Origin of the sequence: Streptomyces sp. HUAS ZL42, assembly GCF_040782645.1 — a bacterium.
In the GTDB taxonomy this organism is placed as follows: Bacteria; Actinomycetota; Actinomycetes; order Streptomycetales; family Streptomycetaceae; genus Streptomyces.
Genome location: NZ_CP160403.1, coordinates 8,350,748 through 8,371,732, shown reverse-complemented (window position 1 = coordinate 8,371,732; position 20,985 = coordinate 8,350,748). Strand labels below are relative to the sequence as shown.

Annotated in this window: 22 protein-coding genes; 9 read left to right on the top strand and 13 right to left on the bottom strand. The window is 67.0% G+C overall.

Features of this window, described 5'->3' with window-relative positions:
* Nucleotides 1-184: 184 nt before the first annotated feature.
* Nucleotides 185-949: a hypothetical protein gene (locus ABZO29_RS38195; protein ID WP_367324761.1), complete on the bottom strand. Its 765-nt coding sequence runs from the start codon at nt 947-949 to the stop codon at nt 185-187.
* 82 nt (nt 950-1,031) lie between these two features.
* Entirely contained in the window at nt 1,032-2,603 is a 1,572-nt protein-coding gene (locus ABZO29_RS38190; RefSeq protein ID WP_367324760.1) for a hypothetical protein, read from the bottom strand.
* Nucleotides 2,604-2,803: 200 nt separating this feature from the next.
* On the opposite strand from ABZO29_RS38190, the gene ABZO29_RS38185 reads away from it, so the two are divergent.
* Both ABZO29_RS38185 and ABZO29_RS38180 read left to right on the top strand, forming a co-directional pair.
* The gene (locus ABZO29_RS38185) at nt 2,804-3,286 is read left to right on the top strand and encodes a winged helix-turn-helix domain-containing protein (protein WP_367318074.1); all 483 of its coding nucleotides are present in this window, start codon (nt 2,804-2,806) and stop codon (nt 3,284-3,286) included.
* Complete coding sequence (locus ABZO29_RS38180) at nt 3,283-3,897, top strand: IS630 family transposase (protein ID WP_367326353.1); 615 nt, start codon at nt 3,283-3,285, stop codon at nt 3,895-3,897. Before ABZO29_RS38185 ends, ABZO29_RS38180 begins: the two co-directional genes overlap by 4 nt.
* Here ABZO29_RS38180 and ABZO29_RS38175 read toward each other — a convergent pair.
* From ABZO29_RS38175 to ABZO29_RS38155, 5 genes are all read right to left on the bottom strand, one after another.
* Complete coding sequence (locus tag ABZO29_RS38175; RefSeq protein WP_367324759.1) at nt 3,860-8,302, bottom strand: hypothetical protein; 4,443 nt, start codon at nt 8,300-8,302, stop codon at nt 3,860-3,862. The genes ABZO29_RS38180 and ABZO29_RS38175 overlap by 38 nt on opposite strands.
* Before the next feature lie 632 nt (nt 8,303-8,934).
* Nucleotides 8,935-9,561, bottom strand: a complete 627-nt coding sequence (locus tag ABZO29_RS38170; RefSeq protein ID WP_367324758.1) for a YigZ family protein — start codon at nt 9,559-9,561, stop codon at nt 8,935-8,937.
* Between the two features lie 129 nt (nt 9,562-9,690).
* On the bottom strand, nt 9,691-10,392 hold the full coding sequence (locus tag ABZO29_RS38165) for a hypothetical protein (RefSeq protein ID WP_367324757.1): 702 nt from the start codon (nt 10,390-10,392) through the stop codon (nt 9,691-9,693).
* A 133-nt stretch (nt 10,393-10,525) separates the two neighbouring features.
* The gene (locus tag ABZO29_RS38160) at nt 10,526-11,071 is read right to left on the bottom strand and encodes a histidine phosphatase family protein (RefSeq protein ID WP_367324756.1); all 546 of its coding nucleotides are present in this window, start codon (nt 11,069-11,071) and stop codon (nt 10,526-10,528) included.
* Nucleotides 11,068-11,796: a hypothetical protein gene (locus tag ABZO29_RS38155; protein WP_367324755.1), complete on the bottom strand. Its 729-nt coding sequence runs from the start codon at nt 11,794-11,796 to the stop codon at nt 11,068-11,070. Before ABZO29_RS38155 ends, ABZO29_RS38160 begins: the two co-directional genes overlap by 4 nt.
* Before the next feature lie 216 nt (nt 11,797-12,012).
* Here ABZO29_RS38155 and ABZO29_RS38150 point away from each other — a divergent pair, with 216 nt between their 5' ends.
* From ABZO29_RS38150 to ABZO29_RS38140, 3 genes are all read left to right on the top strand, one after another.
* Nucleotides 12,013-12,420: a CoA-binding protein gene (locus tag ABZO29_RS38150; protein WP_367324754.1), complete on the top strand. Its 408-nt coding sequence runs from the start codon at nt 12,013-12,015 to the stop codon at nt 12,418-12,420.
* Between the two features lie 79 nt (nt 12,421-12,499).
* Nucleotides 12,500-13,528 (top strand): 4-hydroxybenzoate 3-monooxygenase, encoded by a 1,029-nt coding sequence (locus tag ABZO29_RS38145; protein ID WP_367324753.1) that lies wholly within the window; start codon nt 12,500-12,502, stop codon nt 13,526-13,528.
* A gap of 429 nt (nt 13,529-13,957) precedes the next feature.
* Nucleotides 13,958-14,089 carry a hypothetical protein gene (locus ABZO29_RS38140; protein WP_367324752.1) on the top strand — a complete coding sequence of 44 codons (132 nt, stop codon included), beginning with the start codon at nt 13,958-13,960 and terminating at the stop codon, nt 14,087-14,089.
* 546 nt (nt 14,090-14,635) lie between these two features.
* Here ABZO29_RS38140 and ABZO29_RS38135 read toward each other — a convergent pair.
* The gene (locus tag ABZO29_RS38135) at nt 14,636-15,490 is read right to left on the bottom strand and encodes a Scr1 family TA system antitoxin-like transcriptional regulator (RefSeq protein WP_367324751.1); all 855 of its coding nucleotides are present in this window, start codon (nt 15,488-15,490) and stop codon (nt 14,636-14,638) included.
* Between the two features lie 23 nt (nt 15,491-15,513).
* The gene (locus tag ABZO29_RS38130; protein ID WP_367324750.1) at nt 15,514-15,828 is read right to left on the bottom strand and encodes a DUF6879 family protein; all 315 of its coding nucleotides are present in this window, start codon (nt 15,826-15,828) and stop codon (nt 15,514-15,516) included.
* Here ABZO29_RS38130 and ABZO29_RS38125 point away from each other — a divergent pair.
* Both ABZO29_RS38125 and ABZO29_RS38120 read left to right on the top strand, forming a co-directional pair.
* Nucleotides 15,794-16,294: a hypothetical protein gene (locus ABZO29_RS38125; protein ID WP_367324749.1), complete on the top strand. Its 501-nt coding sequence runs from the start codon at nt 15,794-15,796 to the stop codon at nt 16,292-16,294. The genes ABZO29_RS38130 and ABZO29_RS38125 overlap by 35 nt on opposite strands.
* Nucleotides 16,295-16,427: 133 nt before the next feature.
* A complete protein-coding gene (locus ABZO29_RS38120; protein ID WP_367324748.1) occupies nt 16,428-17,192 on the top strand; it encodes a restriction endonuclease in 765 nt (254 codons plus the stop codon).
* A 32-nt stretch (nt 17,193-17,224) separates the two neighbouring features.
* Here ABZO29_RS38120 and ABZO29_RS38115 read toward each other — a convergent pair whose 3' ends face one another.
* Nucleotides 17,225-18,154, bottom strand: coding sequence for a hypothetical protein (locus tag ABZO29_RS38115; protein WP_367324747.1), 930 nt, complete (start codon nt 18,152-18,154; stop codon nt 17,225-17,227).
* A 370-nt stretch (nt 18,155-18,524) separates the two neighbouring features.
* On the opposite strand from ABZO29_RS38115, the gene ABZO29_RS38110 reads away from it, so the two are divergent.
* Complete coding sequence (locus tag ABZO29_RS38110; RefSeq protein ID WP_367324746.1) at nt 18,525-18,650, top strand: hypothetical protein; 126 nt, start codon at nt 18,525-18,527, stop codon at nt 18,648-18,650.
* 88 nt (nt 18,651-18,738) lie between these two features.
* Nucleotides 18,739-18,867, top strand: a complete 129-nt coding sequence (locus ABZO29_RS38105) for a hypothetical protein (protein ID WP_367324745.1) — start codon at nt 18,739-18,741, stop codon at nt 18,865-18,867.
* A 29-nt stretch (nt 18,868-18,896) separates the two neighbouring features.
* Here the strand turns inward: ABZO29_RS38105 and ABZO29_RS38100 are convergent, their stop codons facing one another.
* The 3 genes from ABZO29_RS38100 to ABZO29_RS38090 form a co-directional block, all read right to left on the bottom strand.
* Entirely contained in the window at nt 18,897-19,562 is a 666-nt protein-coding gene (locus tag ABZO29_RS38100) for a hypothetical protein (protein WP_367324744.1), read from the bottom strand.
* An 82-nt stretch (nt 19,563-19,644) separates the two neighbouring features.
* A complete protein-coding gene (locus ABZO29_RS38095) occupies nt 19,645-19,800 on the bottom strand; it encodes a hypothetical protein (RefSeq protein ID WP_367324743.1) in 156 nt (51 codons plus the stop codon).
* Nucleotides 19,801-20,329: 529 nt separating this feature from the next.
* A complete protein-coding gene (locus ABZO29_RS38090; protein WP_367324742.1) occupies nt 20,330-20,953 on the bottom strand; it encodes a hypothetical protein in 624 nt (207 codons plus the stop codon).
* Nucleotides 20,954-20,985 lie beyond the last annotated feature (32 nt).

The window sequence follows — 20,985 nt, the reverse complement described above, 5'->3', positions numbered from 1 at the left end:
CTCCCCGAACGCAGCTGGGCGAGATCTACCGCCAACTCCCTGAAAGCGCGCCTGCGCTACCCAACGCCCCGAACACGCCCGCCAGTTGATTCCCAACACCACGACGAGGGACACGACCCATCGTTGCCGCAGTCGGGGTCGGCATCGCTGTCTGCAGGCGCTTGATCCGGCAAGCAGCACCAATTCACACTGAGTCGCGAGGCTCACTCTCGGGCGACGTCCTGGCTAGACGCTCCTCAAGTGCTTCCCGGGCTTCTGCGAGCTGCGTCTCGGCACGCCGAAGCGTCGTGATCAACTTCGAGGTCCCCGTTTCCGACACTGCTGGTTGATCGTCAGCATCATCGGAGTACATCTCTAGGGTCCGTGCCAACTCGAGGATGGCGTCCCGCGCTGCTCGCTGTTCGTCCTCTTCGACATGGTCCGAGAGGCTTAGCCACTTCGCTTCCCTGTTGGCGGCTTCCCGTGACGCGACTACGACGATTTCGCGTACGACGCGATGGATAGTCCCCTCAAGGTTCAGCGCGATTCGAAGCAAGGGCGTTCCGGCCAAGTCGTCCTCGGTGGGTTCACTCCCGGGACGAAACATCCGGTAGAAATCCCATGGATTTTGAGGATCTCCGAGTCGTGCCAATGCGGTGAAAACGGGCGCGAACGTATCCAGCGGCGGTCTGTTGATGGGAAGTGCCGCACGGTGTTTCCACAAGGCGAGCACAGCGGTCGCCGTTTCACGCTGCAGATTGTCAGCTTCCGCATCAGAGGCTGTCTCCGCGCGGATGATCAAGTCGCCGATGTGGTGGGCCATCCACCGGCCCAGAACGTCGTGGTCCGAGAGGCTGGCTGCGATTTCTTTGCCCAGTTCGAGGGTTCGCTCAAAGTTCGCCGCATCCTCCGGAGTCATCGAGGAGGTAAATCTTGTAGGACCGTTCGCGCGGTGGGAGGGATTCGTCATCGTCTTGGTCGTACCTCAACGAGTAGGGCTGGCTGTGATCTGTGTGAGTGCGGTCGATCATCACTTCGACGATCAGGCTGCGTCAGGTCAGGGAGAGGAGTTCTTGGAGGGCGTCACGTCGGATTTTCAGCCGCTCTCCCTTAGTTCCTGTCACATGCTCCGAAGTGGTCTCGGCTGTGTCGTTCCAGACGGCGCTGCGGAGGACGGTGCCGTCGGCACGAGTCCATTCGCGCATGTCTGCGTCCGGTTCCAGCCCTAGCAGGCCGACGAATTTGTCAGCGGGTCGGTACGGCGGGTACCGGACCCGAGCGGCCAGTGGATCTCTGTTGTCCTGACCTTCGCAGCCGTCCGGGGTGACGATCCAGCCGGTCAGCTGGAAGCCTTGGGTATCGAATTGGTAGTCACTGTCGTCGGCGTTCGGAATGCGGTACGCCATGTATGAAGGCGCTGTCTGCAAGGCGAGAGCGAGCGCCCTGCCCTTTTCGGCAGTGACCAAGGCGCTGTGGATCAGGACTTGTTGCGCGGCCTGGTAGCTGCTGTCGTCGGAGCTTTCCCAGACTGTGACCCATCCGTCGCTCGCCAGGAGACGCTCACTGAAGTGCTGGCTGTTCAACTGCCAGATCCAGTCGGGTTTTGGTGTGTCGTACTGTCCGCGGAAGATGCTCTGGGGCGAGGGGTCCCGGCGGTCGGCGAGCCATCTGCCGTCGTCGCGCGTGAGTAGGAAGGCACCGAGCCAGTCGGTGAACAGGTCCGTGTCCGCCTCGCTGTCCCGGTACACAGGATGCGTCTTCAGCAGCTCCCCGGCGACAGTCCACAGGGCGTGGGTGGAGAGATAGAAGTCCAGATCGTCCGCGTCCGGCCAGGTCGTATGGTGAGCGAAGGTACTTCCTTCCCTGTACAGCTTCAGCGAGTAGCGCGGGTCGTCCTCATGTACGCCGCGGTAGGCGAGCTGCCAGTTAGCCGTGATGGTATGCCCGGCGAGTCGCAGGACCGTCTCCTTGGAGACTCCGAAAGCCTCCGCTAGCGGCCTGCACCAGCGGTCCTTGAAGTCCCAGTCGAACCGGAAATCGCTCGGCTCACGTGCGAGGGAGCCCTCATCCGTATCATTCAGTTCCCTTGCCCTGAGCTCAGCCCATGACTGACTCACGCCCTTCTTCGGGCTGTTGACACTGCGCACGATGTCGAGTTCGTCCGCTGTCAGACTTCCGTAGCCAGAAGAGGCCAGGGCGAGGCAGATCGCTTTCGCGCTTTCCTGCATCACGACATGCGGTCCGTCATCGAAGAGGACCTTCCGCAGCAACGGCTCGAATTCGACGAGTCCTTGATGCGTTGCCGTGTTCTGAGCGGCACGCGCGAGGGCGAAGAGCAGCCATTGGAGGGCGTGTCGGTCGTAGAAGGGCAGACGGGCGTCGTGGAACGGGGTGACGTCAAGAGTGCCCAGCGCGAAGCGCTGCAGCGCGTCGAGTTCTTCTTTGCAGCCGAGTTCAGCGAGGAGTCGGACGCAATGCGCCGCCCGCCACCTCGCGCCGTGCTCGGGGTCGCCGAGGACCGTCCACAGATAGCCTGCGAGGCATTCTGCAGCCTCTGCTGGTTTGGCGGGAAGATCGGCGAACATCCCGTCGGCAGAATCGTCGGGGGCAAGGGCGGCCAGCATGGTCCCGTAGTCGTCCAGGACGACCTGCGCCTGTGCGCCGGTGAGCCGTGGAGCGAGTCGGGCCGCCAGGTGGTAGCACTCCTCAGGGAGGAACTCAGCGGGCTGCGAACCGAGTTCCCGGAGTGCCGTTCCGAGCAGATCCGCATTACTGATCTCTTCGGACTGTTGTCGGATGCTGATCCCTGCGGTAGGCCGGTGGTATGCGGTACGCGCAGGGCGGTGGGCTGACCGCCGAGCGGCGGAAGTTTCGTGAGCGGATCCGGTACCAGGCCGGTGAGCGGTTCGCACGCAGTGAGAGAACCGCGGTGATCGCGAGGGATCTGCGGGTGAGTGAGCGGTCGGTGGAGCGCTGGCGTCGTGCCTGGCAGGAGGGCGGGATGGACGCCCTCGCCTCCACGGGACCGGCCAAACTTCCCAAGGTGTCCGACTTACAGTTCGCCGTGCTGGAGGAGGAGTTGGCCCTCGGGCCGGCCGAGCACGGCTGGGAGGACCAGCGGTGGACCCTGGCACGGGTCAGAGCGCTGATCGCCTGGAAGTTCGGCATCGACTGCTCCTCGGCAGCCGTCTGGCGGCTGCTGCACCGGCACGGCTGGTCCTGGCAGTGCCCGGCCCGCCGCGCGCTGGAACGCGACGAGCATGCGGTCGAGCTGTGGAAGAAGGACGTGTGGCCGCAGGTGGAATGACCGCGGCGGCGCTGGGGGCCTACATCGTCTTCGAGGACGAGGCGGGGTTTTCCATGACACCGCCGCGGGCCCGCACCTGGGGCCGACGTGGGCACACGCCGGTGGTCCGGGTGCGCGGCCGCTCCTGGCGCCGCTGGTCGATCGCCGCCATGTGCTGCTACAAGCAAGGAGAAACCTCCCGGCTGATCTACCGGCCGCGCCGCCACCGCAAGCACAAGGGCAAAGGGCGCGACAGCTTCTCCTGGCGCGACTACCGCGACCTGGCGGTGCGCGCGCACCTCCAGCTCAAGGCCCCGATCGTGCTCGTCTGGGACAATCTCAATACCCATCTCGCCGCCGGCATGCGCCAGTACGCGGACGAACACGACTGGCTCACCATCGTCCAACTTCCCTCTTATGCACCGGACTTGAATCCGGCGGAAGGCGTCTGGTCGCTGTTACGGCGCGGCCCGCTGGCCAACACCGCATTCACCGACGACGACCACCTCGAACGCACCCTCCGCCGCGGACTTCGCCATATCCAGTTACGGCACGACCTCATCGACGGCTGCCTTGCCGGCACCGGACTCAGCCTCACCCACCACCCGACAACAATCCGAGGAAATCAGTAGGTGTGCCGGCCAGACCGGCGAGCTCCTGTAGGTCGATCGGCTCGTAGCCCTTTGTGGTCAGTTCCCGGCTGAACCGCGTGGTGACCGTGTCGGCAAGACGACGCAACTGCTGGCGGGCGGCCAGGGGAAGCAAGGGCAGCTCGTCCAGCCTCTGAACCAGATGTGTGTAATCGAAGGTGCTGAGGTGGGGATTGGACTGGAACGCTATGAGCATGTCGTCGAGTTCGCGCAGTGGCACCCTGACGGCCTGGTCGACGACCTGCTCCATGCGCAGCAGGTGGCCCGACCCGCGAACCAGTTGGCGGGCCCTCTCCCAGCCCTCATGGGTGGAGAGATCACACGCTGCTAGGGCGCCCTCCAGCTGTCGCGCACGCGCCATTCGCTCATCGTCCTCCTCACCCCGCGTCCACCGGGGAGAGCTGTAGCCGGACGGCGCCGGGAACGCGATGTGGCGGGACCGGACGGCGAACAACGTGTCGGAGAGGTCGATGCCCAATTCGCTGGCGGTCTGGTCAAGGTGTTCGAAGGACTCGCTGCTGAAACGACGTGCCCGTAGGAACTCTCCCAGAATTTCGGCGATGCGTTCCCCGTCGTCGAGAGCCTCGCGAAGGGCCCGTTCAACGAGGCGAAGGGCGCCGACACGGTGCTCGTTGAACGGCACCGTCGCGAGAGCGGTGACCGCGGACGGAGCAAGCGGGCCCGCCTCCTCGTCGAGAAGTGCCTGTATGAACGGGCCCTCAGAACACAAGCGACGATCACGCCAGCGGGAAGCTACGACTGTCGCGGTCGTCGGGTTCAAGCGGCCCATGACGCTCAGCACCGCGGAGTGATCCATTCCGTCACCGAGGTAGGGCTGAATGCTCTCAGCAAGCTGCGCAACGCGATATGCGCGGCGATCGTCTTCGTGATTTCCCTCGGCGGCTCGGCGGGCGACGGCAAGGAAGCTCCTCCACAGCACATGTACGTCGTCGCCGACGCGGTCGGTCAGATCGATTGCCCTGGTGAAGTAGGCGTGAGCCTCGCGTGTGTCAAATCGCTGGACGGCGCGAGCGAGTTTCACCATCTGCTCTGCCTTGTACTCAGCGCTGTCCTGCGTGGTGTCGAGCGACGCGGCGACGGACTCCGCGAGTTCGACGGCAATATGCTGCAATTCATCAACGGGGGCCGCCGCTCGGACGGCGTCAATCAGAACTTCATGTGCAATGTTCCCCTGCGTGGCCCGGTACCAGTCGAGCAGGAGCCGACGCGTCGCCTCGGACGAGCCGAAGGCGAGAATCCGGACACCCAGTCGCGCGACCCCTCGATAGAGGAAGTACGGCACCTCTTGTCCACCACGTTTCCCCGGCATGGAAGCCACGAGATCTCGGAACGGGACTTCTGTGTCGCCGGAGGCTCCGACTAGGCAGTCGATCCAGAGGCTCGCCCAGACACCAAGGGGCACGACGCTCTGCTCATGGTCGTTCAGTGTGCGCGAGTACGTATGAGGGTGTTGCCGCGCTTCACGGACGTCGTCGCCCGCAACCATGTCCGCGTCGAAGGGCTGCCTCCGGATCTTCGAAAGCAGTGCGAAGCCGCACAGGAGTGCGAGTGTGTCGGTGTTCAGGCCGTAGCGGCTTCCAGCGCCCCGGCCCAGGTCGTCAGGGAGATTGAGAAGCAGGATGCGTTCGGCCTCTGCGTCCGACAGCACGCCGTGGCGCAGCCCCATAGCGATGATCCAACCGACCGCCGGAAGCGCCTTGTTCTCCTCCGGGACACCCCTATGCCAGCGAATGGAGACGGGTCTGCGTTGGCGTTTCAGCATTCTCACCAGGCGCCGCGCAAGCGGTGCCTGGCAGACGAGGTTGGCCTGCCAGGCAGCGTAGGCGACGGCGAACTGGAGGTACTTCATACGCGTGGCCGCGTGGCCGAGAGCCTCCAGTTCCTCGGTACGGCCCGAGTCGGCTAGCCGGGTGGTAATGATCACTCCAGCTTCGAAGCCCACCCGATTGGGGCGCCACTGGGCCAAGTATTCGGCGCACGCCTCCACCCCGTCAGTGTTCAGTAGCCCGAAGGCGACTTCTGCGATGTCCGTCGCGGTGACGTGGTGTCGGTGCGGATCGTCATCGTCAGGCCGACGCACCCATGCCTTGAGCCATTCCGCCGCGCTGCGTAGTCGGCTGCGGGCGAAGTCGGTCTGGCCTGCGGCGAACGAGAGCAGGGCGCCTTCGAAGTGAAGGTTGGAACCTGGCCAGTCCGCGGCAAGGCTGCGGTTCGCCACTATGTCTTCGACCGTGCTGGCGTCCAGGAACGCGCCCGCTAGATCGGTATTGCTCCTCAGCAGATGAATCCGACGAGAGTGGCCGGCGGCCAGGCTTCCAGCCTTGACGGCCAGCCGGGCCGCCTCCCACTCCTTGCCCACGCGCAGCGTGGCCTTGAGGGCGAACTGGGCCCGCTGCTGAGCGATCTCCCGTTGTTCCAGATCGTCGCCCTCGGGGAGGGCGCCGTCGGTCATCGCCAGCTCGACAAGGGTGTCGACCTGACCGGCCTCCCACAGCAGTTGAGGCAATGAGGCCGCCACATACGGTTCACCTGCGGCGAGCGGTGTCAGGCGGTTGATGAAGTCGATCAGGGAGTCGCCAGCCGGACGATATCTCGTGCGAAACCAGGTCTCGGTCGGCTCGTCACGGAACTGCAAGGTGTCGCCGTCGACGAGCAGTGGGCGTCCGAGATCTGCTGCGAAGCTGTGAATGAGCGCGGCGGACACCCCGCAAAGCTCGGTCAGAACTCCGACGGGAATCCTCGGCCGGAGTGCGGCCAGTGCCTCGCACAGGCGGTCGATCTCAGCACTCAGGTGGTGGTTGGCGTCCTTGCAGTGGTCCACCAAGCTCTGCAGGAGCTCGTCGAACAAGGAGATGTCGGGTTGGCGCGCCTCTCCAAGGGAGGCAAGACAGGAGTCGAGGTCCGATGCCGTACTGAGTACGAGGGCCTGGATCCGGGGGTTGCCACCCGTGCGACGGTGGAACTCGGCCGCCTGCGCCTCCGTGACCGCGCCGAACATTGATTCCAGGTGTTGCCTGGACTCGGTGGCCCCGAACCCCGCAAGCTCGATTTTGTGAACGCTGGGCGGTGGTTCCAGCAGATCGACACGTTCGGTGCGGCCAAGCATGACGAGGCGCACGTTGTCGGGCAGGGACTCTCGCAACAGGTCTGTAGCGAAGGCGCGTTCACCACTCTCTCTCGCGATGAGAGCCGCGTTGTCGGCCGCGTCCACAACAAGCACTAGGAGCGCTCCGGGGGTAGAGGCCGCGATTGCCTCTGCCGCACCCCGGACTCTGACCATGAACGCCTTCGCGTAGTCGGTTGGCTGGGCTGTACCGGCCGGAATCAGCGGATCGCAAAGGGCATGCGCAGCAAGTTCGTTGGCCAGCTGGACCAAGCCTTGTTGATGCTGGTGGCGGGGTGAGCTCGAGCGCCGGTAACCACCATTCCCGAAGCAGTCGTAGACGAGAGTGACGGAGCCCGCCGGCAAGTCGTGTTCGATCTGCGTGGTGAGCACGGACTTCCCGACACCGCCTGCCGCGTGGACTATGACCGGCCGCTGGGCGAGCCGCACGATCTCGTCGACGATCGCGCCGGTCTGCGGAGTCACGATGACTCGCCCGGGCCGGTCGATGAGGTTGGGAGCAGGCAGAACACGCTCCGGTGGGACGCCGAGAGCCGTAAGCACAGTGGCGCGATCGACGACGTGATTCGTCTCCAGCGAGGTCGCGCGTCTCGCGATCATCTCCTTCAGCAGAAGGGGCTGCACATCGGGGGCACCGGGCAGAAAACCGGCCAGATCCAGCCGGAACAGCCCTTCGAGCCGCAACAGGCCCGGAGCTGTGGGATCCACCTCCAGTTGATTGAAGAACGCGGCTTCGCCATCTGCGCCGTCGGAGAACCCCGCATACTGCTTGAGGAATTTGACCTCGTGCGCGTACGCGCCATGCGCCCCGCCTGCTGCCAGGATTCCGATCGCGCGCAGAACGGAGTCACGGACCGGCCGATTGGAAAGGAACTCGAAGGTCACCTTCTGCTCCAGCCCCGGCGACTCCAGCCGGATTCGCCGGTACTTCTCCGCGAACCCGCTGACTGTCCCGGCAAGACCCGACACGGTCCACTCCTCCGTAGCCCGCGTCGTCGAGTGCTTCAGTTGCCGATACACCACACGGTTTGCTTCGCGGAGCCCGGTAGAGCCGTAGTACTCGGCGATATCAATGACGTCCTCGCCATCGCGACCCTCCGTGTCATCGTGCGACACGCCCTCGATGGCGATCGCAGTCAGATCCGCGTCAGGGAGCAGCAACTTAAGCGCCTGCCGAGCCGCCCAGTGATAGTGGAACTGATCACCGTCACGGCTGGCACGCAAAAGATCGGTGTCAGGCATGCCCACTCCCGCCAGCTCTCACTGCGAAGGAATCACGCAAAGGTCTCCTCGCATCTCCACAGACCAAGACAGCATCAACCTGCACACGCTACTTGTCCCTCACCAAGCTCGCCAACGCATCGACTGGCGCATCGTGTTCAGCACGATCGACGCCGATCAAAACGGCACTCACAGCTCCGCTCGCCGGAGAAAAATATCGTGGTGCGGGCATTGCGGCGCAGGCAAATGGAAGCCGATCCATCGGCGACCGCCTCGCCAAGCCCATCCGACGACTGCGAATAGCGTGGCTGTCAGACCTCACACACCCCGTCGCCTAGAACTCGAACCTCACTCCGCCCAGCACGGAACCAGCACGGGACAGGTCACCAGGGATGACGAGGGGTGCCCACAGGTCAGCACCGAGCCAGCACCGGCACCACCAACGAGCCCCTCATTAACGGAACGACACCTCCCTGACCTGCACCTTTGCAGAAACGGCGGACCTCATGGTAAGCACCGCCCCGAAAATGTGTGCAGCAGTCTCATGATCCCCGAGACTAACGGCCGGGTCTGACAGCACGGGCGGTTACTCCCGTATCGCCCCGTCATGACACGCCCCATGAACGCCCGTTATGCCCCTTCCGGTCGGGTTGTCAGGCATCCCCGTAGGCTTCACCGCCCAGTTGGAACCCGGCGTTCCCCGCGGTGACGTGGGCGAGCCACGCCCGGAAGGCGTCCACGTCGGCGTCGGGCAGTCCGATCTCGATGGTGACCGCCTCGCCGTAGCGGACGTCGCGCACCTCACGGCCGGTCGAGCGCAGATCGTTCTGCAACTTTCCGGCGCGCTGGTGGTCGACGGTCACCGTGGCCAGCCGGAACCGCCGCCGGGTGATCGTGCCCAGGGCGTCCAGGGCCTCGCCGACCGCGCCGCCGTACGCCCTGATGAGCCCGCCCGCGCCGAGCTTGACCCCGCCGAAGTAGCGGGTGACGACGGCGACGACGTACCGCATGTCGCGGCGCAGCAGCATCTGCAGCATGGGGACGCCGGCGGTGCCGCCCGGTTCGCCGTCGTCGCTCGCCTTCTGGATCGCGGCGTCGGCGCCGATGACGTAGGCCCAGCAGTTGTGGGTGGCGTCGGCGTGCTCCTTGCGGACGGCCGCGACGAAGTCCTGGGCCTCCTGCTCGGTGGCCACCGGGGCGAGGGCGCACAGGAAGCGCGAGCGGTTGACCTCGGTCTCGTGCACGCCCGCATGGGCGACTGTGCGGTACTCGTCCTGCATCCGGCCAGCCTAATCCTTGGTCGAGGGCGTTCCGATGGGGCGGATGCTCCTCGTGATCTTCGAGTACGGGGCGGCGATGCCTCTGGCCGGTGTTCCCGACACTGCTGTCCCGCGCGCAGCCCGGGTCGGTCATTTGGGAGTCAGGCACGCCTCGAGAGCAGTTCGCTGCCGTTCGGGCAAGTGGTCGCCCAAGGGAATCTTGCGTGGGCTGTGATCGCCTTCGCAGATCCAGCTCCGTTCATCCGTGTCGAACCACCAGTCCTGGGCGCCCCACATGGGGTGCCCCTGGAGCAAGAGCCTGGCCAACGGCTCGCTCGCCCCGGGAGCACCCTGGGTGACCAGGGCCCGGACCACGGCTGTCACAGCTTCGTCCGGGACTGCGGTGTCGCCCAGGACGGGAAGGAGGAGAAGGAGCCGGGCATGAGGGTCGGTGACCCCGACGGCGTCCGCCGGTGCCTCCACCAGGGCGGCGAGCTCGGGCCAGCACAGCCCAGGCCCGATACGGTCCTGATCGTCGCTGGCCAGCACGAGATCCCGGCTCCATTCGTGGTGCGTGAGGAAGTAGTCCGTGGTGGTGGACTCCTCGCCGCTGTTGTAATGCACGACGATCGTGAAGCCGCCGGTCAGAGGCAGTGTGAACACCGGCCATGCCGCTGGGTCCTGGAGCTTGTCCAGCATGGCGTCCGCGTCGCCCGCGTCCGAACCGAAGGCCTCTGGCGGGAAGCCCTCGGACAGGCAGGCCAGGTGCGCGGGCCAGAAGCCGGGCTCATCCAAGAGCGGATGCCCGTCCACGACGGGTGACGAGGAGTACCAGTGCCGTGCCATCACCATGCCGGGATTCTCTCCCGGCCCGGCCAGGGCTGTTCGAGGGCCCCGGCTCTCAACGACCGACCGGCTTCACGGCATGGCAACGTGAGGTGTCCATGCGCACCGGGCTGCGAAGGCCGCGGCCGGAGGTCTTCGGCTATCCCTTCTTCCGTCCCCGCGGCACGGCCATCGAGGTGAGCAGGGCGCGGCCCGGGGCGAGGGCCCGCCATGTGTGGCCGTGCCAGGCCAGCACCGCGATCGCCGAGGTCGGGAACTTCAGGCGGACCTCGTCCAGCGCGTCGTCGAGGGCGTCGCCGGCGAGTTCGAGGACCAGGTCCTCCAGACCGGGGTTGTGCCCGACCAGCAGCAGCGTCTCGACCTCCGCAGGAGTCTCGTGCACCACCCGCAGCAGCTGCGGCACGCCGGCGCCGTAGAGCCGGACGTCGTGGCGTACGGGCGGCGGAGTGCCCCACTCGGCGGAGACCAGTTCCCAGGTCTCCCGCGCGCGTACGGCGGTCGAGCACAGGGCGAGGTCCGGCAGGCAGTCGGCCTCGGCGAGGGCGCGCCCCGCGGCGGGCGCGTCCCGTCGGCCACGCGGGGCGAGCGGCCGTTCGTGGTCGGGGACGCCGTCCGGCCATGCGGACTTGGCGTGCCGCAGCACGACCAGGCGGCGAAGCGGTGCCGATTCGGAGCGTGCGGTCATGACGGGGATCCCAGGTCGCGGGTGAGGTCGAGGCCGAGGAGCCGGTCCGCGTAGGCGTAGGTCTCGAACCGGGCACCGTCCGGCAGGTCCGCTCCGGCGTCCTCCACCCGGCGCAGGACGTCGAGCACCTCGGGCACGTTCAGGTCGTCCTCCCAGGCGGTACGGAGCCGGCCGCGCACCTCGTCGGGGATCGGCCGCGAGGGCCGGTGCGCCCAGTCGGCGACGGCACGGCGCCAGCGTACGAGGGTGTCGTGCGCGTCGGCCAGGGCTGGCGCGTCCAGCCGTACGGGCACGCCGCGCGGGCAGGCGAGCAGGGCCAGGCGCAGGACGGAGGGGTCGGTGTCGGCCGGAGGTCCGGCAGTCGCCGATTCGACGGGCGAAACGGCGATCCGGACTCCGTCGGGAGCGTGTCCGCCCTCGGCCACCACGTGGAGCACCTGTGCCTCGCCCAGCCCCGGGCCGACGTCCCGGCTGTCCTCGAAGGGCCGGATGCCGAGGGCCGCGGCACCGGCCCGCAGCTCCGCCTGCTCGCGTTCGACGGTCAGCAGCGCCCAGACGGGCGTACCGCCGAGCTCCAGAGCGCGGACGAGCAGGTCGGCGACGAGCAGCACGCGCAGGGCGCCGGTGTCGAAGCCGGGCGCATGCGCCTCGACACGGGTCAGACCCCGGCGGACGGGGGCTGCGTCGACGGGCTCACCCGTTCGGGCGTCGATGATGCGAAGCACGGGGTGAGCGTAGGCGCACGGGCGGCCGTACGCAGGCGTACGGCGCGCATTCCGGACACGGGAACGGGGACGGGACGGGACGGAACGGAACGGGATGGGATGGGATGGGACGGGTCGGCCCGGAGGACCGGGAGCGGAATCACCCCGTGCATTCCACTGTTGTGCCTCATGTCCACAGTTCCACGACACACGTTCCCCAGCCGGAGGAGACCGACGATGTACGGCGACGAGGCGACGATCCGCAAGATCCTCACCGGGCTGGGCGACACCTGGGCGATCGTGGGCCTGTCGTCGAACCGGCGTCGCGCGGCGCACGGAGTCGCCGAGGTGCTGCAGCTCTTCGGCAAGCGCATCGTGCCGGTCCACCCCAAGGCGGAGACGGTCCACGGGGAGCGGGGCTACGCCTCCCTCGCGGACATCCCCTTCGACGTGGACGTCGTCGACGTGTTCGTCAACAGCGACCTCGCCGGCGCGATCGCGGACGAGGCGGTCGCGAAGGGGGCCAAGGCGGTGTGGTTCCAGCTCGACGTCATCGACGAGGCGGCCTACGACCGCACCCGCGCGGCCGGGCTGGAGATGGTCATGGACCGTTGCCCTGCGATCGAGATTCCCCGACTGCGTTAGCGACCACATAATGACCCGGTGACGTCCGTCTCCCCCCACCCCAACTCCCGGGAGCAGCAACGCAGTCCGGTACGTCGTCGTGGGCGCCGGTCCCGCGGGACTCACCGTCGGGAGCATCCTGCGTGCCGCCTCGGTCGGCTGTGTGGTCCTGGAGACCGGGACGCGGGAGTTCATCGAGCGGCGGCCCCGGGCCGGGGTCGTCGAGGAGTGGGTGGTGGACGGGCTCCGGCAGCGGGGCCTGGCCGGGAACCTGCTGGAGCGGGCGCAGCTGCACACCGCGTGCGAGTTCCGCTTCGGCGGGGAGCGGTACCGGTTCCCGTACGGAGAGTTGACGGGACGTCACCATTTCGTCTACCCGCAGCAGCTGCTGGTCACGGATCTGGTGCACGAGTACGCCGACGTGCGGGGCGGTGACATCCGGTACGGCGTACGGGACGTCCAGCTGCACGACCTGGCGACGGACCGGCCCTCGGTGTCGTACACCTGCCCGGAAACGGGCCGACGGCAGCTGATCCGCTGCGACTTCGTCGCCGGGTGCGACGGGGCGCGGTGCGACCCGGGCAGCGCTGCCGCCCGGACGGGCCCGCGTGGCGGGCACGACTACGGCATCGGCCGGCCGGCGCTGCTCGCCGAGGCGCCGCCGTCCTGCGACTGTGTGCTGTTCGGCGTCCATCCGCGCGGCTTCGCCGGGCACATGGGGCGCGGCCCCGAGGTCACCCGCTACTACCTGCAGTGCCCGCCCGGCGACGATCCGGAGAACTGGTCGCGGGACCGCGTCTGGACGGAGCTGCAGCAGCGTCTCGGAGCGACGGGCGTCCCGCCGCTGACGGAAGGGCCGCTGATCGAGAAGCGTGTGCTGGACATGCACGACTGCGTCGTCGAGCCGATGACCTTCGGGCGGCTCTTCCTGGCCGGTGACGCGGCGCACCTCGTCGCGCCCATCGCCGCGAAGGGCATGAACCTCGCCCTGCACGACGCGTTCCTGCTCGGCGACGCGCTCGTCGCGTATCTCGCGGAGGGCGACGACCGCGGCCTGGACTCCTACTCGGAGGAGTGTCTGCGGCGGGTCTGGGACTACCAGGAGTTCTATCCAGCGCTCAGCGTCTAGGCACCAGGAGAGCCCAAGAGGCGTCTCTACCAGGCGCTTTGCCGCACTGACGGAACGCCAGGTCTCCTCCTGGGCCAGTCTCGATACTCGCCTTGGGTATCACCGCAGGTTTCACGGCTCCCGAGCCCCCAGGTCCACCAATTTCCGTGTAACACGGATTGATGCGGACACGACTGCTCACTCACCGTAACATTCAACTACAGAAAGTCATCAGACGGTGACCGCCAGCGGAACCGGAAGCGAAGGAAGAGGCCACGACCGAGACCACCAAGACCGCGACCCGCAAGCCCCGTACCGCCACGCCGGCCAAGGCCGACGCCACCCCCTGAGACGCCCGCCGCGCCCGTCGCGGACGACCTCACCGCCCTGCTGACCCCTCAGCGGTACGAGGCGGGCACCAGCACCGTCCCCCAGGAGGTCGCCACCTCCGTGGAGAACGCGTTCGAGGCGTGGCAGAAGGACAAGAACGCGTGGCAGATCGTGACCCTCAGCAGCCCCGAGGCGGTTGAGCGCGTCTTCAAGCAGGCTCGTCGCTACTGCTTCGACGGGAAACCAAGCTGACGTTCCAGCGTCGCCGCACCGAGAACACGAACGAGCTCGTCTACCGAGTGCGCGACAAGATCGCCGCGAAGCGCACCAAGAAGTAGCAGCCACCCCCAGAGCGGCGTGACGCGGAACAGCGCGTCACGCCGCTTCTCTTTGCCCCGAGAGACGCGCGCCGCCAGGGTGGCCGGCCACCCTGGTGAGCGTGTGGGTACAGGGCGGGCGTGCCACCTGGGGCACGCACTCACACGCTCAGCGAGAGTGAGACGAGCGTGTGTGAGGCTCACGCTTCACTCGCTGCTCTCGGTCGACCGAGGCGAGCGTGGTGAGGCGACGATGAGCGAGATGGTGAGGCGAGTGAGCGTGGAGATGATGAGTGTGGCGATGGCCCTGACCTCTCGCTTATAGGGCGCCGTGGTGCCAGGACACCTCTCGGAAAACTCATTTTGAATTTTGGAAGATCTAATTCGCGATCAACCCATATCACCGTGCACCCGACGGTCGCCCCTCTCACGTATCTCTCGGCGAGCTTTCCTCACGCGTAAGCGTGTCCACACCTTTCGCCTACCGCAGCGCCTCGATCGCCTTGAGGATGAGCTCCCGCGCCTCCGCCCCGTACACCGCCATGGACCGCAACAGCTCGAACGTCTTGACGTAGAGCGCCACCTCACTGGGCTGGGTCACCTTCACCTCCGCGGACACCAGCTCCACCGACGCGAGCTTGTCGTCGTAGACGTGGAACGTCTCCTCCGGCCACTGGGTGCGCTCCCTCGTCGCCGTGGGGATGATCCCGAGCGACACCGCGGGCAGCGCCCCGACGGTGAGGAGGTAGCCGAGCTGCGCGGCCATCGCGTCCTCGTCCGCCATCTGGCAGCGGAGCACGTGCTCCTCCAGCACGACGACCACGCGGTGCCCCGGCTCGTAGATGACGCGGGAGCGCTCCACCCTGGCCCGCGCCGCGTCGAGGCTGTCGTCCTCCGGCAGGTCGCGGAAGCGCGCGGCGGTGCGCAGGACGGCCGCCGCGTACCCCTCGGTCTGGAGGAAGCCCGGCACGACCGTCGAGGAGTAGAGGCGGAAGAGCTCCGTCTCCCGGTAGAACGCCGCCGCGCTGTCCTGGAGGTGCCGCAGCCCGTTGCGGACCTGGTGGCGCCACTCCCGGTACATCGACTCGGCGTTGAGCGAGAGGGTGATCAGGTCCTGGGCTTGGCCGGCCGCCCCGGTCGCCTCGCACCAGGCGCGGATGTCCCGCGCCGACGGCGCGGTGAGCGCGTTCTCCACCCTGGAGGTCTTGGCGTGGTGCCAGCCGCACGCCGCCGCCAGCTCCTTGACCGTCAGCCCCGCCTCCTTCCGGAGGTCACGCAGGCGTCGGGCGACGGCCTCGCGCGCGGCCTGGGCGGAGGAGGACGGGGAGACGGACATCAACTGGCCAACAATCCTTGCTCTTAGCGGAGCTTGTACCGGTCGTGGTCGGTGGCGCGGGCCCAGGCTCCCTCGAAGGCGTCCGCGCACAGCTTGACCGCCGCCGGATCCTCCGAGAACTCCTGGCCGGCCCACACCCCGTCTCCGCTGAAGTGGTGCCAGCGGATCAGGCGGTCGTCGACGGACGCGCGGCGACGGGGCAGCCACCGTACCCGCTCGCCCGCCGCGACGTTGACGCCGGTGGCGGCGTGCTCGTAGCGGATGTACTCGCTCACCGGCTCGGGAAGCAGGTGGCTGACGTGCTTGATCGCGCGCGACTTCGCCCGCGAGATCAGCAATCACCACTGGTCCGACGCGCCCTATCGTCGCGACCGTGCGGGTCACAACCGCGACACCGACACCCGCGCTGGCGACCGCGTTCTCACCGACCAGGAGACGGACGTCGTTCGCACCAACGTGATGTTGGTGACCGCGCAGGTCCTGGGCTACCACGACCCGAACTTCAACGTCTACGAGTTCGCTGAGGCATGCGGCGTCGACACCCACACGCGCAGCGGACGGCCGGACGGCAGCATCGGGGCAGGTGTTCGTGAGCAGTACGGCCGCTACGCTCGCCCCGGCTCCTGGGAGTTCGACCCTGAGTTCGTCACCACGGAGACGAGCGACTTCTACCACCGCGGTATCGACTGCGAGTGGTTTCGCCGGGGATACCGCGGCGGCGAACTGCTGACCTTCCCGCTGGACGGTGAGGTGCCGCCGAAGTGGAAGCCGTGTGGCAACTGCGTTTCGACGGCTCAGGCCTGACCACTCGTGAGCATCCTGACCCCGTCCGCTTCGACAGAGCAAGACGGGGTCAGGCTCTGCCACCACTCGTGTCCTCAACGGTGTTGGCGATCGAGAAGGGCGCGGTGTCAGTGGCGGTCGCTACCCTAATCGCGTGGCAGATGACGCATACATGCCGTACGACGACATGACGGACACCGCCTTCGAGGAGTTCTGCTTCGAGCTCATGCAGGAACTCGGGTTCGTGAACGTCGACTGGCGCAAGGGCACCGGCCTGAACGCGAGCCCGTCGGACGGCGGACGGGACATCGTGGCCGAGCGGCACATCACGGACGTTGACGGCTCGGTGCACGTGGAGCGTTGGTTCGTGGACTGCAAGAAGTGCACGAAGGGCGTCCCGCCGGACAAGATCACCGGTCTGCTCGCCTGGGCGACCGCGGAGCGGGCGAACGTCGCCCTCGTCATCGCCAGCAGCTACCTGTCCAACCCCTGCAAGGACTTCATCAAAAAGTACGAGGAGAACAACCGCCCGCCGTTCCGGGTGAAGCACTGGGAACGCCCGCAGCTCGCCAAGCTGCTTGAGGGGCGAGACGCCTTTATCGCCAGGTACGTCGACGCCCGGCCCCGCACCGAGGCGGAGATCCTTGCGGCAGAGGAATACCGCACGACCAAGCTTTGGTACTACCGCAAGGAAGTTCTCTTCCACAACGTCGAGATCGGAAGACGGAAGCCACTGGACGATAAGACCGAGAAGATGGTCAAGGACGCCATGCGCCAGGTGGAAGCCATGTACGCCGACGAGCAAGGCTTCGTCATCCCTGGCGATGAGCACGAAACGTGGAACGTCGCCTACCTCCTCGGCGAACTGTCGGCGCTGCGCTGGGTGCTGGGTGACGACTGGAACAACGGCGACAGCTAGAGGTTGCGCCGTCGAACCGCCCATTTGTCACCTCACCCCGGCTGCGTGTCCTTCAGGTGAAGATCCGTTGCCTTCGAGATAGGGAGGCGATTAGTGCCGTTTGTTACGAGCGCGACCACAACTTGGTTGTTGACCTGCCCCAGGTTCAATCCCGCCGCTGCGAACTCATCGAGCCCTGCGAGAGTCATCCGACACATCGGGCAACTCAACTCACTGGCCACAAAGCTTGTGCGCCCGCTTCGCAGTTTCAGATTCCGCATGGTCACGTTCGCGCGACCGTCGCACGCCGGGCACGTCGATACGCCCTCAACCACGAAGATATCTTTCTCCGTCGTCGAGGCGACGGCGAATGAGTCGAGTTGCGTCGCTTGAAACTTTGTCACGGCGTCGGTCGGCAGGCCATCGAAGCGGTCCTCGAAGACGTTGCGCGCCTTCTGGATGCGAATGCGCACCTCGCGCTCCAGCTCGGTGCGCGCCTCATCGATGGCGATACGAATCGTTTCCAGCCAGCGTTCCCAAAAAGCGTCGGGGTCCTGGCCGAGTGAGGTGAGCAGCGCCTCGACCGTGCGCACAAGAGCGAGCAGCAGCTCTGAGTCGCCTTCGCTGTGCGTGGCGTGGGCGACGCCGTTTCGTAGCTCAATGAGGTCGTCGAGCTTCGGATCAGGGTCCAGGACATCGAGCGCCCGTAGGCGCGCAATGGCGTCCTTGGCTCCGACCGTGTGTATTCGGGTCTCGCTGGGCTTGACACCGGTGAGGTGGAAGAGGGCGTCGACCTTTCCCCTCATCTCCAGGAGAAGTGCGGGGTTCTTGGCTGCCAGCGCCGCCTTGGCGAGCCGCTCGACCGCCACTCCGCCATGTAGCGCGAACAGTTCTTGGTCGGACCGGTCGTGAGCGGCCATGGCGAGATGAGCAAACCTTCTCGCCCCGGCGAGAAGGTTCTGAACGGAAAGGGCGTCATCCATGGCCAGACGGTACGTCAACGCCCTTGCGGCGGCGAGCGATTACCGCTCGCACCAGCAGGGCGATGGGTCGTTTGGAGTAGCAGCTCACCGTGATCAACTCGTCAGATCCGCCCGGTCAGTTGTCAGCCGATCGCCGCACACGGTCCGCCGAACGCGGTTGCCGTGTTGCTCGACGTGGTGATGGACGCGGGCAGCGACGTCTGACCGGTGCCGTTCTGCGCGTAACGGAAGGTGGCAGCGGTCAGGCCTTCGTAACTGCCGCAATGCCGGTGGTGCCAGCGCCACGCGCCACGCTGGGAGGGGTGGTCGCGTTGTAGACTTGGGCGACCCAGTACATGCCGTTGGCGGTGAGCGGCGTGGAGGCGACGCGGTGATCAGCCTGGTGGACGTGATGAGCGCGTCCACGTTCACGGTCGCCAGGCGCGCGCCGGTCGAGTCGTACAGGCCCATGAAGTTCTGGCCGGCCGTCACGCCTGAGGCCGCCGCGTTGAAGTGAACGTAGAGCTTGGTCACGTTCGCCGCTGCGGAAACGTATACGGCGGAAAGGTAGATGATCCCGGAGCTGAGAACCGTGAGTTGACGTCGTGAGTGGGGTCAAGCGCCCACGCCACGAGACCGTGGTTGGCGGGGGTGTCCTCGCCGAGAGCGCACCCGCGACGGCCAGGCTGCCGGTGATGCTGCCGTTGCCCGCGATCGACGCGCCGTTGAACTGAGCTGGGTACAGACGCATGTTCGGGTCTCCTTACCAGCTCGTGTGCCGAGCGAAGCCGTTCGCCCTGTCCCAGATGCCGTCGACTTGGCCGACGTAGAGGGGCTGCGGGAACTCGTAGCCGACCAGGCGGGCCGCGGGGTTCGTGATGTTGCCGATGCCGACGACGCCGGTGGACCGCTTCACGAAGACTGGGCTGTCGACGAACACGCCGCTGTCGCTGTAGCGGTTGACCCGGAAGTCGGTGCCGACGTTGGAGCCGGACTCGGCGGTGGAGTCGGCCTGCAGGCCCCAGCGCTTGCCGGTGACGCTCGCGCCGCTCACCACGAGCACGTCATCCGTGAAGTACAGGTTCTTGGCGGTGCCCGCGGCGGCGGCCATGTACAGGGCGCCGTTGTCCTGCGCCACGACGACGTCCGCGGCGTTGAACTTGGCGATGGTGCGGTCCATGCCGAAGACGCCGGTGGTGGGGTCCCAGATCCGGAATTCAAACCGGGTCTGAAGGTTCTTAGCGGTCTCCGGCACCTCCACCGACCAGTGGTCGTGCACCGACGCGTGGTCGTTCGCCTCGTAGTGGGCGCCCATCCAGAACCAGGCGGCGTCCGCTGTGGCCGGGTCACCGTTCACGTCGTACGACGTGGGTCCGTACCAGTCGACCATCTGCTTGGAGTCCCAGCGGCGCGAGAAGATGCGCAGCACCTCGCCGTAGCTGGCGTATGAGCCGGTGGGGTTGGACTGCTGAGCGCGCTGGTACGACTGGAGGTTGAGGCGGCCCGTGGAATCAGGCCTCCCGGCGCTGCCCGCGGAGCCACTGGCCGTGCTCCACGGCCGCCTGGTCGGTGACCTGCCTTCGCCCTAGGAAGATGCCACCGAAGACGCCGCCCACGCCGATCAGGGCTGCCACGACGGTCCCCCACTGCTCTCCCATGCGGGACATCCAGCACCGCCCGCGGCGGCCTTGGGGTGGGGTGTATGAATCTCCCGCAGAGGGAAGGCACAGGGCAACGGAGTCAGCGCTCAGGGGGATGCACATGCCAGACGTGGCGCCAACGGCGTCACCGGCATGCCGTACCCGGTGACGAGGCGCCCCCACGGGGCCCAGTCGAGCGACGCCCTGACGACACGTGCAGCACGCTCGCTTTGACAGGACGCCCCTCGGCATGACCCTGGCTGGGTCTGTCGCAGACCTCGCGTTAGCGCTCCCGGAAGGCCGAGTCCCGTGCTGTCTGTCCTCTCAGCGGTCCCGCCCTGGGCCGCGGCGTCACTCGCCATCCTGACCACCGTCACCGGTGCCCTCGTTGCCCTGGGGCGCCTCGTCCTCCGCGCCCTGCCCCAGTCATCGGCGGACCGGCTGGAGTGGTGGCGCGTGGTCCTCAACCACCGCCTCACGTCTCGCCAGTTGAAAGAAGGGAACGGGGAGAACGTCACATCGGCCAACGGCCGGCCGCCCGCGGTGCCCAGTGGGGTCAACCCACGGTTCGAACCCGTGGCGCCTGCGGCACGTCCACCTCGTACGGGACCACCCACTGGTCGAACCCATCGCGATGGCAGGTGAGGACCAGGCGCATCGGCTTGTTCAGCCACTTGTCCCGCCACCGCGCCTCGCGGTCGTTGCCCTCCCACCAGAGCGGTGACCGCGTGCGCTCCAGGGCGCGAGGCTGGCCAGCACCCACCCGCAGCGGGAACCCCGGCATCACCTGCCCGTTCTCGTCGGCGTCGTTCACGCGGGGCACGAACCGATACGGCCCCCACACGTGCGCGGCCACCTGCTCTGGCGTCGCGCCGCCCGGAAGCGTGGGGGTGTAGTCCATGTCGTCGCTCTGCGCGACCCTGATGCTGATCTCGTCGAGGTACCCCAGGGGCAGCGGGCCGGCGAGGTGCACGCTCAGCGTGGCGCGGTCCCCGTCGCCGCGCTCGATCGTCACGTTGAACTGCGGCGTCAGGTCGGCGTGCCAGCGCTCCCGCTCGATGCGGGCAACCGCCTCCGCCGTGGAGTTCGCGCGGCGCGCGGCCAGCCACGCACCACCGGTGGCGACCGCGCTGAAGACCGCCGTCGACCCGGCGATGATCGAGGCCCAGGGTGTTCCCATGAGGCGGGAGCGTAGCGGGAGTTGGGTCGTCC

Excerpts from the sequence above, each read along its gene's own strand:
- ABZO29_RS38095 (WP_367324743.1), bottom strand. The coding sequence starts at position 19,800 with ATGTCCCGCATGGGAGAGCAGTGGGGGACCGTCGTGGCAGCCCTGATC.
- ABZO29_RS38190 (WP_367324760.1), bottom strand. The coding sequence starts at position 2,603 with ATGCTGGCCGCCCTTGCCCCCGACGATTCTGCCGACGGGATGTTCGCC.
- ABZO29_RS38160 (WP_367324756.1), bottom strand. The coding sequence starts at position 11,071 with ATGACCGCACGCTCCGAATCGGCACCGCTTCGCCGCCTGGTCGTGCTG.
- ABZO29_RS38170 (WP_367324758.1), bottom strand. The coding sequence starts at position 9,561 with ATGCAGGACGAGTACCGCACAGTCGCCCATGCGGGCGTGCACGAGACC.
- ABZO29_RS38180 (WP_367326353.1), top strand. The coding sequence starts at position 3,283 with ATGACCGCGGCGGCGCTGGGGGCCTACATCGTCTTCGAGGACGAGGCG.
- ABZO29_RS38195 (WP_367324761.1), bottom strand. The coding sequence starts at position 949 with ATGACGAATCCCTCCCACCGCGCGAACGGTCCTACAAGATTTACCTCC.
- ABZO29_RS38175 (WP_367324759.1), bottom strand. The coding sequence starts at position 8,302 with ATGCCTGACACCGATCTTTTGCGTGCCAGCCGTGACGGTGATCAGTTC.
- ABZO29_RS38135 (WP_367324751.1), bottom strand. The coding sequence starts at position 15,490 with ATGTCCGTCTCCCCGTCCTCCTCCGCCCAGGCCGCGCGCGAGGCCGTC.
- ABZO29_RS38150 (WP_367324754.1), top strand. The coding sequence starts at position 12,013 with ATGTACGGCGACGAGGCGACGATCCGCAAGATCCTCACCGGGCTGGGC.
- ABZO29_RS38185 (WP_367318074.1), top strand. The coding sequence starts at position 2,804 with ATGCGGTACGCGCAGGGCGGTGGGCTGACCGCCGAGCGGCGGAAGTTT.
- ABZO29_RS38115 (WP_367324747.1), bottom strand. The coding sequence starts at position 18,154 with ATGGATGACGCCCTTTCCGTTCAGAACCTTCTCGCCGGGGCGAGAAGG.
- ABZO29_RS38090 (WP_367324742.1), bottom strand. The coding sequence starts at position 20,953 with ATGGGAACACCCTGGGCCTCGATCATCGCCGGGTCGACGGCGGTCTTC.
- ABZO29_RS38165 (WP_367324757.1), bottom strand. The coding sequence starts at position 10,392 with ATGGTGATGGCACGGCACTGGTACTCCTCGTCACCCGTCGTGGACGGG.